The organism is Aminipila sp., from assembly GCF_032051575.1.
Classification (GTDB): Bacteria; Bacillota; Clostridia; order Peptostreptococcales; family Anaerovoracaceae; genus Aminipila.
The window spans coordinates 69123-83389 of the sequence record NZ_DAMBYD010000001.1 but is presented as its reverse complement, the minus strand read 5'-3'; the positions used below and the strand labels follow the sequence as shown (position 1 = coordinate 83389).

The 14267-nt window shown below is 35.3% G+C and carries 13 protein-coding genes and 2 tRNA genes; 6 read left to right on the top strand and 9 right to left on the bottom strand.

Features of this window, described 5'->3' with window-relative positions; genetic code table 11:
- Entirely contained in the window at positions 1 to 1395 is a 1395-nt protein-coding gene (gene pepV / locus RTW14_RS00420) for a dipeptidase PepV (protein ID WP_312647316.1), read from the bottom strand.
- Positions 1396 to 1554: 159 nt separating this feature from the next.
- Here pepV and RTW14_RS00415 point away from each other — a divergent pair, with 159 nt between their 5' ends.
- Complete coding sequence (locus tag RTW14_RS00415; protein ID WP_312647315.1) at positions 1555 to 2586, top strand: aminopeptidase; 1032 nt, start codon at positions 1555 to 1557, stop codon at positions 2584 to 2586.
- A 226-nt stretch (positions 2587 to 2812) separates the two neighbouring features.
- On the opposite strand, the gene RTW14_RS00410 is transcribed toward RTW14_RS00415, so the two are convergent.
- Positions 2813 to 4087 carry a cytosine permease gene (locus RTW14_RS00410; protein WP_312647314.1) on the bottom strand — a complete coding sequence of 425 codons (1275 nt, stop codon included), beginning with the start codon at positions 4085 to 4087 and terminating at the stop codon, positions 2813 to 2815.
- Positions 4088 to 4184: 97 nt separating this feature from the next.
- Positions 4185 to 5339, bottom strand: a complete 1155-nt coding sequence (locus RTW14_RS00405) for a PucR family transcriptional regulator (RefSeq protein WP_312647313.1) — start codon at positions 5337 to 5339, stop codon at positions 4185 to 4187.
- A gap of 272 nt (positions 5340 to 5611) precedes the next feature.
- Here RTW14_RS00405 and RTW14_RS00400 point away from each other — a divergent pair, with 272 nt between their 5' ends.
- Both RTW14_RS00400 and RTW14_RS00395 read left to right on the top strand, forming a co-directional pair.
- Positions 5612 to 5827, top strand: coding sequence for a helix-turn-helix transcriptional regulator (locus RTW14_RS00400; RefSeq protein ID WP_312647312.1), 216 nt, complete (start codon positions 5612 to 5614; stop codon positions 5825 to 5827).
- Complete coding sequence (locus tag RTW14_RS00395) at positions 5817 to 6287, top strand: DUF6773 family protein (RefSeq protein ID WP_312647310.1); 471 nt, start codon at positions 5817 to 5819, stop codon at positions 6285 to 6287. Before RTW14_RS00400 ends, RTW14_RS00395 begins: the two co-directional genes overlap by 11 nt.
- Before the next feature lie 91 nt (positions 6288 to 6378).
- On the opposite strand, the gene hisC is transcribed toward RTW14_RS00395, so the two are convergent.
- Positions 6379 to 7458 (bottom strand): histidinol-phosphate transaminase, encoded by a 1080-nt coding sequence (gene hisC, locus RTW14_RS00390; protein WP_312647308.1) that lies wholly within the window; start codon positions 7456 to 7458, stop codon positions 6379 to 6381.
- 166 nt (positions 7459 to 7624) lie between these two features.
- Between hisC and RTW14_RS00385 the strand changes: the two genes are divergently transcribed.
- A complete protein-coding gene (locus RTW14_RS00385; protein WP_312647307.1) occupies positions 7625 to 8740 on the top strand; it encodes a DUF3810 domain-containing protein in 1116 nt (371 codons plus the stop codon).
- Between the two features lie 56 nt (positions 8741 to 8796).
- On the opposite strand, the gene RTW14_RS00380 is transcribed toward RTW14_RS00385, so the two are convergent.
- Positions 8797 to 9342 (bottom strand): flavodoxin family protein, encoded by a 546-nt coding sequence (locus RTW14_RS00380; RefSeq protein WP_312647306.1) that lies wholly within the window; start codon positions 9340 to 9342, stop codon positions 8797 to 8799.
- A 125-nt stretch (positions 9343 to 9467) separates the two neighbouring features.
- Here RTW14_RS00380 and RTW14_RS00375 point away from each other — a divergent pair.
- Positions 9468 to 9542, top strand: a tRNA-Arg gene (locus tag RTW14_RS00375).
- A gap of 66 nt (positions 9543 to 9608) precedes the next feature.
- Positions 9609 to 9684: transfer RNA gene (locus tag RTW14_RS00370), tRNA-Ala, on the top strand.
- A 36-nt stretch (positions 9685 to 9720) separates the two neighbouring features.
- On the opposite strand, the gene RTW14_RS00365 is transcribed toward RTW14_RS00370, so the two are convergent.
- The 4 genes from RTW14_RS00365 to RTW14_RS00350 all read right to left on the bottom strand — a co-directional run bounded on the left by RTW14_RS00365 (position 9721) and on the right by RTW14_RS00350 (position 14176).
- Complete coding sequence (locus RTW14_RS00365) at positions 9721 to 10338, bottom strand: hypothetical protein (RefSeq protein ID WP_312647305.1); 618 nt, start codon at positions 10336 to 10338, stop codon at positions 9721 to 9723.
- Entirely contained in the window at positions 10332 to 12497 is a 2166-nt protein-coding gene (locus tag RTW14_RS00360) for a DUF3160 domain-containing protein (protein WP_312647304.1), read from the bottom strand. The genes RTW14_RS00365 and RTW14_RS00360 overlap by 7 nt, the downstream gene beginning before the upstream one ends.
- Positions 12498 to 12762: 265 nt before the next feature.
- Complete coding sequence (locus tag RTW14_RS00355) at positions 12763 to 13155, bottom strand: hypothetical protein (RefSeq protein WP_312647303.1); 393 nt, start codon at positions 13153 to 13155, stop codon at positions 12763 to 12765.
- 13 nt (positions 13156 to 13168) lie between these two features.
- Positions 13169 to 14176, bottom strand: coding sequence for a hypothetical protein (locus RTW14_RS00350; protein ID WP_312647301.1), 1008 nt, complete (start codon positions 14174 to 14176; stop codon positions 13169 to 13171).
- Positions 14177 to 14267 lie beyond the last annotated feature (91 nt).

The window sequence follows — 14267 nt, the reverse complement described above, 5'->3', positions numbered from 1 at the left end:
CTAATACCTCCTTAATAATTGCTCCAAAGCATCTGCGTATATTTCTGTCATTTTTTCCAAGCTTCGAATTGATATAAATTCATTAGCCTCATGGGCAAGCTCCTCTTCGTCAGGGAAAAGGGGTCCAAACGCAACAGCATTTGGAATACCTCTGGCGTAAGTGGCTCCTCCTATAGCAAAAGGCTGATTTTCCATGTCTCCAGTAATTCTTCTATATGAATCCATTAGCCCTTGGACAAAATCCGAATCTGGGTCTATATATACAGGTGGCAGATATGACTTTTCTTTATAAGAAAACCCCGCCTCTTTTATGGTTTTCATCATTGCCTCTTTTACAATTTCCCATTTCATAGATGCCGGATATCTCAAATTCATTTCCATAGAAACATGGTTTTCTTTTAATGAAATAATTCCCACATTTAATGTTAATTTGCCAGACAGTTCGTCATTGAAGCCACAACCAAATCTTTCTCCGTTATAATTCATACCAATATATTTATTATATGTTTCTATAAAAACCCTATTAGAAATTGTTGCTTTAACTTTTCCCAAAACCTCCAGTAAGAGACTTATAGCATTCAGTCCCTTTTCCGGTGACATAGCATGAGTGCTTTTCCCTGTGACATTCAGCTTCAACCCATTCTCTATTTCTAAACATTCAATTTCCTTAAACTGCTTAAGCTGATTTATTAATGCTTTTTTCACTTCTCCGTCCACCAGCAACTTGCATATAGCATTTCCTGGCACTATATTTCTCGATGTCCCTCCAGTTATTTCTACAACTTTAACCACTGCAGCCTTATCATTGTAAAACTCCTGTGATAAATCAAAATCAATCAATCCTTTCTCACAGAATATCAAAGGGAAATACCCATCAGGCACAATGGAATATTCCGGCAGTGGGTGGACATGCTCCTTATAATACTTCATACATCTCCACTCTTCTTCCTCATCAGCACCAATTATGAGCTTAACTGCGGAATCTTTGGGAATCTTATTATTATCCATCAAATATTTCATAGCATATAATCCAGCCACCAATGGTCCCTTGTCATCCATAGTTCCTCTTCCATAAAGCTTACCATCTTTGTTTTTACATTTAAAAGGTTCTGTATTCCAGTCTGTCCCTGCTGGAACCACATCAATATGCGCCAATACACCTATTGTTCGATTTCCTGTACCTGCCGTAATTTCACCAGCATACCCATCAATATTTTTTGCCTGCATGCCCATTTCCCTACCCATCTCAAGAACAGTGTCCAGACCTTCTGCAATACTGTCTCCAAAAGGCTTTCCTTCCGTTCCTTCCGAATAAACAGTAGGAATTTCCACTAACGTAGCTATATCTTCAATTATTTTGTCTTTATTTTTATTAATAAATTTTTTTACATCCATCTGAAAACCTCCTTTATTTATTTAGTTATTATAAATGTAAAAAGCAAAAGTTTCTTTGTAATTATTTTAAAAAAACCACCTTATATTTTGTATAATTACAATGCGTTAATATCGCTTAAATAATATAATGAATTCAAATTTAAATTGAGAGGTGATAGAATGTTAGAATTTGAGTTACAAAGATCTGCCGACAAATTAATTAATGAAATCTTCGGCGTAAAAAAAGGAGAAACCGTTATAATTACTGCTGATACCATGTCCGATATGGAACTGGTAAACGCAGTGGCCGCCAGTGCCTATGCTGCGGGAGCAACTCCTATGACCATTGTTATGCCTACTCCAGGAGGCGTAGGAAAAGCTGCAGACCCAGACCTTCCTTTGGAAGCTTTGACCGGAGCACTACTTAGTACCGATGTGTGGATTGAATTTAACCACCAATGGTTGCTTTATTCAACACCCTTTGAAATTGCTATGGAAAAAAATCCGAAGTTAAGGTACATGTGTCTTGTTGATTTTTCAAAGGAGCTTTTAATTCGGACTGTTGGGAAAGTTGAGACACCTGCTCTTCAAATCTTTATGACAAATTTTACAAAGAGACACGAACAGGCTAAAAAGATGCACGTAACTACCCCAGCTGGTACAGATGTAAGTTTCGACCTTGATTCAAATCATCGTGTATGTAACGACTGTGGTAATGCAACAAAACCAGGAATGCATATGCTTACAGGCCAGATTAATGTGGTTCCTAAATTTGGTACTATTAATGGAAAAATTGTATTTGACGGAACTATTACACCACCATTTGGTAAAATCCCATCTCAGCCAGTTGTTCTTACAATTAAAGACAGTAAAATCGTAAAACTTGAGGGAGGTCCTGAAGCTGCTGAATATGAAAAATTCCTAAAATCATTTAATGATGAAGGTATGCTGAAGATGGCACATATAGCTTATGGTTTTAATCCTGGTGCGAAGTTAACTGGAAATGTTGTAGAAGATGAAAGAGTATGGGGATGTACAGAATGGGGAATTGGATATGTAAGCCCAATTGATGCTGCACCTGACGGACAAGATGCCAAATCGCACACAGACGGGATCTGTTTGAATTCAACTGTTTGGCTTGATGATAAACTAATCATGAAAGAAGGTCAAATCGTAGATTCAGAGCTGGCGTTACTGTCTCCTGTTAAATAATAACGCAATGGAGCAGAATGAATTTGCTTTGTGTAATAGTATAGTTCAATGTATTTAAAATCTAAAAATAGAGCTTATTCAGGATTACCATACTTGGAATCCTGAATAAGCTCTATTTTTTCTACTCTGTAGAATAATTCCATTACAGCATTATCATAAAAGACATTAAAATTGAGCTGTGCACTAATTTTTTCCCAGTTTTAGTGCAACAGCCCTTTTGGATTTTCTATTTAACTACTTTTTGTTTTATAAGTTTAATTAGAATACAATACAACACTGCTGATGTTGCAATTCCCTGTGCAAAAGGTACTCCATAAGGAATCAGCTTAATTACACCATATCCTACCAGCCAGCATAATATTCCGATCCAATTAAAATCATCTGTTGCTTTGTAATTTTCTGAGTTTCCCTTACCAATAATCCAGTAATCAGCCAAAATAACACCCATCGTCGGAAGCAAGGCATCACCTAATATATACAAAAAACTTTCAAAATGGTTTGCAAACCCAAGCACTGCACAAACGGTACCAACAAGCCCTGAAACCATTGTCGCCATAGCACGCTTATTTTCCTTTAGATTAAACATTAATACGGCATTTATTCCCGCCGAATATGCATTAGTAGTGTTGGTTGTCCAAGTTGCAGCTATCAAAACCAACATGCCAAGTACAGGTATCCCTATGTCACAAAACACTAGAGTTATGTCATACTGCTGTGCCACCTTAGCCATAACAGCACCAAGTATAACCATCAGTACACCTGCCGGTGCCACCCCTATAGCACTTGATAAAATTGTGTCTTTTCTAGTTCTTTGATATCTGGTAATATCCGAAGCTGCAAGACAGCCCGCTGCCATAAAGCTTACCGTAAGCACAATGCCTTGCACCAAGGTCATTGTAGGAGCTGTATTTTCCACGAACAGATTCTCTGTACCATATTTATGTAATGCCAGAAAGCACCCTACAATGGTTACAATAAATAATGCAGGTACTGCCACCCTATTCAGCTTATCTAACGCATTTATTCCGTAGACTGCTGTTACCAGCATTATTACACCCCAAATCACCATAGAAACTGTAGGCGGAACTGACAAGTGGAAAAACCTATCTGTCAAATTAGAAAAAGCGTTTCCGCAAACACTGGTTTGTACTGCAAACCATCCAATCATAGAAATAAAGATAAGTGTACTTATAATAAATCGTGCACCCTTTTTCCCAAAACCACCCATTACTGTCACGCAAGTAGGAACGCCTAAATCGCTGCCCATAATTCCCATAAGCGAAAACAGCACTATTACTATTAAATAACCGATTGAACCTGAAATAATTGCATTTTTTAATGACATACTAGCCTCAAGTATCCCTCCCAGCATAAGGCTGGGAACGCAAATCATAATTCCCGCTTGAATCAAAGCTACTTCAATCCAGTTTTTTCTTTGATCCAAAGGTACTTTTTCCAATGTAGTAGTCTCAATATTGCTACTCTTCATTTTTTCCACCATTTTCTCCTCTCCTTTCAATTTTTCTCAATTATACAAATATTCTGAGAGAAGTTCTTTATTATTTTTACAAAAAATACAATATTTTTTTGTAATATTTTCAGTAAAAGATTTCATTCATTAAGATTCTGAGTTTTACTGCAATAGCAATCGTTTCATTGAATTTAATATTATCCGTTTCCATATTCAATGCGCCTTTTACCTTATTTACTCTATATCTGATAGTGTTTTCGTGCTGGTTCATAATCTTACCTGTAGCCTTATAATCTCCTGAATTCGCTACATAAATCTCCATGGTAAGGAGAATTTCCTTTAAGTTTTCTGCTGACACATTATCCCTTATAGCATTTACATAAGCCTCATAAAAATCATGAGCCTCCTGTGTATCCTTTACAGAAACTAACAGCTGCATGACTGATAAGGGATTGTATTCCTGAAATGACATGTTCATGGTTTTTGCTGTTTCCAAGGAACGTTTTCCCTCTTCAAGTGCCTTGCTGATATCCTTCCGAGAATAAATCCTGCTATAACCTACTTTTGGATTGTTTATGAATTCTTTTACCTTAAGAGCTGTAGCATCCGAATGGTGCTTCAGGTATTTTATGTCGTCAGCACTTAAAATAAATATATAATAATTGTTACTTCTTACAAAAATATCATCTCGACTATTTAAATATAGTATATGAGTCTTTAGTTCTTCTATTGCAGAATCAAATCCTCCATCTACATATATGGTACGTAGATACTGTCCTATATTAGGGTTAATGCTGTATAATATCTCCATTTTTTCATTATTGGAAACACTGCCATACATAATTTTGTCTAACTTCAAAGTATTTATAGCATTTAAATTCTCAATAGCAATATATTGATTTACAGTATCCATTATCACTGCATAGGGCACATCTTCTTTAATCAATATTAAAGGAAAATCGCTTTCGTCACAAATTTTTATAATATCTTTTGTAATAGTATCAATACAATCATCAGTTACTATAAGCAGCCCGCTGCTCTTTGTCATAATCAGGGCATTTATATAATCATAAATCCCATCTTTATTATCTTGAAACTGTTCCAGGCATGTAATAAACAAATCACCATTTATTAAAGTATTCCTATTTAAAATATCTTTATTACAGGGGCAGTCAAATACGGATATTCGTTTTACTTTCCTGTTAAGGCCTGCTTCTCCGGCCAATATGGTAACACTCTTAAATATGCTATTTTTCAATATTTCATTTAACGATATATACATTTGTTTACCTCTTATTTAGCTTTTCTATAATACTTACTACTTTCAAATAACTTATCTATTATATTTCTGTATTAAGATATATTTATACCATATCTTATTAAAGTTTCAAAGCTATTTTTCGAAAATTAGAAATATTCTAATCTTAGTAAACAATACTTTAGGTGGCATCTCACCAACTATTATACATTTTGTAATTTATTTTATTTAAAATGTAATATATATTTGACATTTGGTTTTATATATCATATACTGTACCTACAGGAGGGGATTTTATGAAGAATAAAAAGATGAAAATAGCAAGAATTGAATGTGATTTATCACAGGAGCAGCTTGCTGAAAAAGTAGGCGTAACCAGACAAACTATAGGGATGATAGAAGCTGGCAATTATAACCCTACATTAAACTTATGTGTGGCAATTTGCAAAGCATTAAATAAAACACTTGATGAATTATTTTGGGAGGTTGAGAAGGATGTTTATGAAAAATAAGAAAATTATAGATGAAAGACAAGAATTACAAAGTTTAAAAAATGTTAAGATTTGCTGGACTGTGGCAATATTTCTGCTGGGTTTTAGCGTAATTGTGCAGTCTGTTATATTTACTGCCTCCCCTCAGCACTATATGCCTGAGTTAGGCATTCTGCTTATAGTCTGCATTCTTAATATCGCTCTAGATGTCAGACAGGGGAATTTATATACTAAAGAAATGCAGAATCCTAAAGCTAATCTGCTCCTTTATGTTACGTCTTCTTTAGCTGCAAGTTTAGTTGTGGGAATTGGAAATTATCTAAAATATGATTTCCCTCCTATATACATTTTGGCTGTAGTTATTCCAATCTTTATGGTTTTACTAGTGCTTATGCTTTTATTTGACTACTTTTATAGGAATGCGGCTCAGCGCAGAATCAAGAAATTAAATAAACAATTAGAAAATGATGAAAACTTATAGTCGTAGTTTTTTTATCCCATAAGTATTAAAAAAAAATGGACCGTTTTATGACAGTCCATTTTTTCTTATTTATTGAATTGAATCCTTCAGATTAATGTTCACTGGGTTCTTCAATGCCTAAAATATCTTTTGTTACTTTAACAAAAGCCTCCATTTGGTCTGGCATACCTATAGTAACTCTTACATAATCCACTATCTCAGGCTTATCAAAATGTCTTACCAGTATATTTTTATCACGCAAAGCATTACAATACTCTTTGCCATTTAAAGCATCATTTCTGACAAATACAAAATTTGCCTTAGAGTTAAACACACTGAATCCTAACGCTTCCATTTCTTTTCTAAATCTTTCTCTTGTTTTTTTTATTTCATTGACACATTTTTTAAAATAGTCCTTATCCTTCATAGCTGCTGTTCCAGCAATAATTGATAATCTATTTATATTGTAAGGGTTAAATGAAAACTTAATTCGATTTAAATCTGCTATTATATCTGAATTCCCAATTGCAAACCCAACTCTTGCCCCTGCTAAATTTCTTGATTTTGAGAAAGTCTGTATCACCAATAAGTTATCAAACTTTTCCACTAATGGAACGCAGCTCTCTGCACCAAAGTCTACATAAGCCTCATCAATAATTACTAAATTGTCTCTATTTGTTCTGACAATCTCTTCAACTTCAGCAGCTGTCAGTGCAATACCTGTTGGTGTATTCGGATTAGCTATGACAATCGTCCCATCTAAATTAAAATAATCTTCTGGGTTTATGCTTAAATCTTCTGCTAGTGGTATTTCAATTTTATTTACTCCAAAAACATCTGAATAAACAGAATAAAGTTCATAGCTAACTTTAGGAAAATAAAATCTTTTATCCTGGTTTTGGAATGCCATAAATGAAAATGCGAGAATTTCATCTGAGCCGTTACCAACAGCCACTTGGTTTTCATTTACACCAAAATTTTCTGCTATAGCCTTAACCAGCTTGTTAGCATCTGGATCAGAATACTTTCTTAAATTGTCTACCTCAAACTGATCAATAGACCTATAAACAAAAGAACTTGCTGGGTAAGGGCTCTCATTAGTATTTAATACTATAGTCTTTTTTTGCTGTATTTGCTCCTCTGGCGTATACGGTTTTAAATTATTATACTTATTACTAAAAAAACGGCTCATTAAGTCTCTTCCTCCTGTCACTTCATCATTTCTTATTATACCATTTTAATCCTTAAAAATGTCCAACAATTTACATGATTAAATTTTGTTTATTTTGTCGTACAATTATACTTTTTACTGTATAATTAAATTGAACTTGTTTAATCAACTTAAGGGGGAGCTTACTATGTATATAAAGACGATTTCATTTATTAAAAATTATAAATATTTTTTACTTTATGCGGGCCTGACTCCTGTCTTATGTACCGCTTTAATATTTCTTGTTCGTAAATCACCTAATTTAGGTCAATTATATTCAGCTTATATATTCCCCCTACTTCCAAATACTTTTGGACGTTTTTTTTCAATTTTTCCATTTTCTTTTTTGGAAATCAGTATATATGTATTAAGTTTCTGCACAATATTAATTTTTTTAGTTGCTCTACACAGTCTTTTGGCTAAGAGTCGCAGGCATAAGTTATTATTACATATACCCAGAGTCATAGTCCTTACCCTATGCTTTTGTAGTACTATTTTTTTAATGATTACTTTATCATGTAGTATGAACTATTCTCGGGATGGGATTTCTAAGGATATGGATATGATTGTAGCCCCCTCTTCCCATGATGATTTAGTTAATCTTTGCTTATTGCTTATAGGCGATATATCTGATACTGTAAGCCTCGATGAATTTTCAGATGAAATGGATGCTACCGCATTACAGAATCAAACAAAGCAAGCTATGATTACTTTAGGCAAAGAATATCCTTCTCTTAAGGGGTATTATCCTAATCCTAAACCTGTTATTATGTCATCGTGGATGTCAGATATAAACTTAACTGGGCTATTTTCGCCCTATACAATTGAAGCAAACTACAATAATGATGTTGTAAACTACGTAAAGCCTTATACCATCTGTCATGAACTTGCTCATTTGCGAGGATATATCCGTGAAGATGATGCTGGGTTTATAGCTTACTTAGCTTGTTCAAATTCTCAATCAACAGAGTTACGTTACAGTGGTGCTATGAATGCTTTGAGTTTTGCTTTAAACGCGCTATGTAAAGACAGTAGTGAAGAAGAATACAAAAGTATATTAGCACAGGTACCAAAGGAAGCTTTATCCGATTTAATGGAAAATCAAATTTATTGGCAAAATCATCAAGGAGCGGTTTCCCGTATCTCAACAGCTGCCAATGACACTTACTTAAAAGCCAACGCTCAGGCAGGTGGTGTAAAAAGTTATGGACGAATGGTAGATTTACTCCTCGCCTATTATGGCCTGAATGATCATCTGGTATAACATAAAAAGCCCTGAATCTTTGTTAAATCATTCAGGGCTTATTTTGTATCTTGAATTTATAACTCATTACCTAATGCTCTAGCTTTATGCAATGCTGTAGTTGCTATTACATCCCCAACCTTCTGGACAGCTGGTACTGCCAGACAACCTCGGTCAGACCATTGTAAAAAATTAACAATATGCTCATATGTATATTTAACCCCCTCAAATACTGACATATCGTCCATTTCTGCACAAGTTAGTAATAAAGATTCTTTTATTTTTAAAGGTCTTTGTCCTATGTAAAAAGAATACAGTTTATCAATTGCAGCTTTTATCTGAGCTGGAAAACTAAACCAGTAAACTGGGGTAGCTAATACCAACACATCAGCCTTGGCAAGCAAAGGTGCCAGTTCGTTAAAATCATCATCAAAACTGCAGGCTTTTCCTGTGCTAAAGCAGGTTTCACAAGCATGACATCCACCAACGTTCTTCTCAGCTGCTTTCCACTTCATTACAATATGCCCAGCAGACTGCGCCCCTTCAATAAATGCATCTGCAAGCAAATCACTATTCCCTCCGGCTCTTGGACTTCCCGTTATCACAAGCACATTCTTTTTCATTCTTCCTCCATCCTTCCGTTACCATCATTCTCTTGATATATCTTATCACTCCTATTAATGTGTTTCAAGTAACCTCTTGAAAGTACTAAATAAATATGCTAATATATAAAAGCTAAGCAAAATATGTCTCCGTAGGTAAATGGATATACCAAAGCTCTCCTAAAGCTTAATTGTGGGTTCGATTCCCACCGGGGATACCAATAAACGGCTATCTCAGTGGATTCATAATCATACCGAGATAGCTTTTTTATAATTTAATATCCTTTGGGGGATTAGCGCAGCTGGGAGCGCGTTTGACTGGCAGTCAAAAGGTCAGGGGTTCGAACCCCCTATTCTCCACCAAATTTAAAAACGCAAGGTTAAACCCTTGCGTTTTTATTACTCACTAGTTCTTAAAGAATCAGCTAAATAGAATCCCCATTTATCCCACTTCCAAACCGTAGTTTGTACAGGCCCATCATGATTAAGAGTATACTTCTCTTTACCTATTTTTTTATACAGCCCTTCTTCAACTACCAGTTCATTCTCTCTGTCGCCATCAACATCCTGAATTGTAAAAGAAAGGATTGGTTTATCCAAGTTAGAAGAGCACCAAACACTTTTCAATGTTTCTCCCTCCAGCTTATAAACAAACAAATGATTTTTATAGTCGTTATTTTGTCCTTTATGCCAGAAAGGCTGAACGTCACCAAAACTGCCTTTTTTCCACAGACTGATAACTAGGTTAACCTTTCCGTCATTATCTACATCTCCCAGGGCAAAACTATCAATATGGTAACCTTCAGGGGATTTCCATAGAAGTTTACTTCCCTCCTTGACTGTAAGAGCAGAATTGTTCAACTCATATTCCTCTGTTATGCCATTTTCATTTATATCGCCTTTCATTCTAAACTGAGTCACATCGTTCAGCGGTACAGCATAAAATATAGCTGCCACTAGGAGCAGGAACAGCGTCAACGCCACGGCTGCCCCCGGCCTGCATCTTTTTTTTACCACTGTGACGACCCTTTAGGTGCCGTATAGATTTTTGTCCATGCCGGAGAAGCTGGAATTTTTTCATTCTTTAACATGTCCTGCCACTTTTCATCTGTAAGACGATCCGTAGATGGCCATGAGAACTCATAATAGGAATAAACTGCACCCTTAGCAATACGCAGGGACCCTGCAACTGGAACGATTACATAAATATCATTAATATTTCCAGTGCCTTCTTCCAAAACCTGCCCACTTGGGTCTGTTGCTACATCCGTAACCAATGCTGCCGGATTGTTTGAAACAGCCGATGGAGTATCTACGCCCTCATCTTTCAGGGCTTCAAGCCAAAAATGTTCCAACTGCCCCCCAAAGCTACGAATCAGTTCATATTCTTTATCACTCAGAGGTTTTTCTGTCAACTCTTTTTCTGAGATAGTTTTCATCTGGATAGCCAATTGTTCCAACTCTTTTAATGAAGCGCTGGTGGTCTTATCCAGTAATTTTCTGCTCTCTAGTCCGTCAATGGTCATTCTGGTGAGGGCTGCCAGCCTTCCGTACACCTCAGGATTTGGCTCTACATAACCTCTGTCATCCTGTTCTTCTTCACCACCGCCCATTTCTGCATAAACCTGTTTTGCATATAAAACCGTATCATGTTTCAGTTCCGTATAACTTCCAAGATATGTTTCCAGCTGCTTACGTGTCCATGCTTGATTCTGCATAAAACCAGGATATCCTTCACCTTTTGGCTCTGTGAGAGGTGAAAGCATATACAGCCATGCACCATAAAGATTTTGGGTCTGATCCTTTACATCCATAGAAGTCATGTGCTCCTGAATTTTTTTCATATTTTCAGGATAATTTTTATAAGATGTTTCTCCCATATCCTTTAGTAAATCGTAAGCTTCCTGTGAACCCATGGCTGCTGGAATATCCAAGCCTTTTGGAAGCATGCGGAGCTGCCCCTTACTGTTTTTATCTACCTCACGGTACACTAAATGTTGAAATACGGAAGCATCTAAAGTAAAACGCTGGCCCATAAACCGGAACCCTTTGATTACTTTTTCTCTGTCAGGCTGTATGTTTTTATCAAAGATAGGCATTGAGTTTATGTCAGGCTGCTTAAGCTTTTTAATTCCAGCAAGCATACTTTCCCAGTTCTTTGTATTTTTAGTTAATACATCCAAAGAAGGTATGTCACCATAAACCTTTTTTAATAGCGGATAATACTGATTAATGCCTAAGTCGTCACTTTTGCCTACAAAGAAATTTGTAGGCTCGTAAATATTATCCCAATGTTTATAATCTTTCTGATCGAAGAGCAGCGTCATCAGTACCGCAGATTTCGTTTCATCCACACTGGAAGCACGGAAATTCATTCGCCCATACCACATCATCGCCTGAAAATATGTTTTTAGCTCATCCGACTTGGTATAATGTCCCCGTGGTATATACTGAGTGTAATCTTCTTTAAAAGTTTCAGTTAGTGCTGCATCCGAATTGCCCATGTTCATGACCGGTGATGGAGTAAAAGTTTCCTGATGATCACCAATCAGCTGTAACTCTCCTTTTACCTCCTTATTGATATAAGAAGGAATATCAGATTTGGGGTCAAGGAGTTTACCCGCCACAGCAAAAAAAGCCACGTTTCGTTTTGCTGCATTTTCCCATTCTGTTTTCTTCAATGATTCATATTGTTTCTGACTTTTTGCCAGCATTGACTTTGTGAGAGAATCCAGTTCACTACGCAAACTATCCTTTTCCATCGTCCTTAATAAATAACTAAAATATAAATGATAATTATGTAGCATAGCATCTGTTGTCACAAAGTTAGGCATATTATCGTAGCGATTCATCTCATAACTAATGAAAAACTCCTCCATTGGATATGGAATCACCACAAATCCATTTTTAGCCAGGAGTTTGTTAGCTTCTGTTGAAAATGCAAAACGATCCTTATTTGTAACATTATTCAAGTCCCCTGATATCTGATATGCCTTTACGGAAGGATTCACAGTTACCGGTATCTCCTTGTACGAGGCAAAAGCTGTTGACGGAGTCAAAATCCAAGTGTTTTGATCCTCCTTACTCTTTGAAGATGATTGACAGCCACTGAAGCTCGTGGCCAATAAGATAACCATCAAAATACTACTGACAATCCTTATTTTTCTTATGTTCATACTCCCAAAAAACCTCCTCTTATATGATTTCTTTATGTTCCCACATTTACCATATTTAGATTAGACGAAAAAGTCAATACTTTGTTCCTAATAATGGCAAAAAAACACAAGGTGGATTTCCCTTGTGTTTTTTTAAGTGTCATTTATTGGTATAAAATGACCCTGATCTGCCCACCCCTGGAAGCATCCTTATCATAGCAGTATCTTCTCAACACTGGTGCCTGTGCCATAAAACAACCTTAGAAGTTACAATATATTATCAATTTTATTCTTTTTTAAGATTTATGTACAGTGGAATACTCTCTATTTTATTATATATAGTAATTTCTTTACTATTATTTCCATAAAAATATAGTGTTTTGCCATATAAGATTGCTTGACTTATATGCCCACTTTGATTTGTCATGGCGTAGAGCCTTTTATCTGTTTCGGAATATGTACCTTCATCTAAAATTTCAAATGGCTTATAGTAGGTATATTTATTATCATTGGTAAATACAAGATAATGTGAATCGGTTGGAATAGACCCTTGTAATAAATATGTGCCTACAATATTATTCCTTAATTGATTGCTTTGAGTTATGTTACCATACATTAAAACTAGCACAAAAATTAACAACAATACAATAAATATTTTTCCTATACTAATCTTTTTCATAAAACTTCCTTTGTTAAAACATTTTTTTAGATGTCAATCTATCATTTGATATATCTACAGTAACAAGATATAAATTTTCTTTCTTTATTTCTTTTGTGTCAGTATTTTTTGTCTTTACTGCCACAAATGTAAATTTCAAATCATTCAATTGAGGATAAACTATACCTTTCCCTGCCAGCTCATCTTTGACATCCTTCACTCCGTTATTCATCCATATGGCCCCAAAATTTTCTAATTTTATCTTCCTCGCCGGCTTCCCTTTTTCTTTAATGATTACCATATCATTAAGTTCTACCTTTGACTCCTTATTTTTTATTCCAACGTAGTTGTTTCTTTCGCATGCATAATCATATGGATTATTCTCCATGTATTTCCATGGCCCCATATTTTCAATTTCACTTGGGTTAAATATAATTGGTCTGCTGGCATCCTTTGTATTGATTTTTAAGCCAGCCTTTTTGCTCCATGAAAATCCCCACCCCAGCTCTTCAGTCATAATTTCTCTTGTCAGTGGTAAATATATTATGTTCCTAAAAACAAAAGGAGCAGGATTGATGCCCATTTTTTTATCATTATTATTGTAACCTATGTTATTCAGTTGTAGTGGCATACTCAAGTGGCTTACGCTTACTTTCTTTGAATTAACCTCACTGGTTTTCGAATATGAGAACTTTTTATTTTCTATTTCTGCACGACCAACATACACTCTTTCTATATTTGATGGAGTTGTTCTATAAATATATAGTCTTATTCCCATGAACCTATTAAGTATATATGTCATTGGCATATACGTGGTATTATTGCAAACCAAAAATGGAAATTCATTTTTCTGATTGTCTATAATTTGTCCATTTACTGTTATCTTGTATTGAGGTAGATATGCATCCTTTGGTTGGCATAAGCTAATATTTATTAAATTGTCATCCCCTTTAGTAGCATCAAAGTTACTCGTGTTTGTAAAACTACAAAAACTAAGAAATACTGCAATGCATAACGTAAATACTAATATTTTTTTCTTCATTTTATATTCCTCTAATAAATTACGGTTCTGCATTCTTACCAATTATATATTATACTATTATCAGTAAGAATGCAAAAATACTAACCGTAAA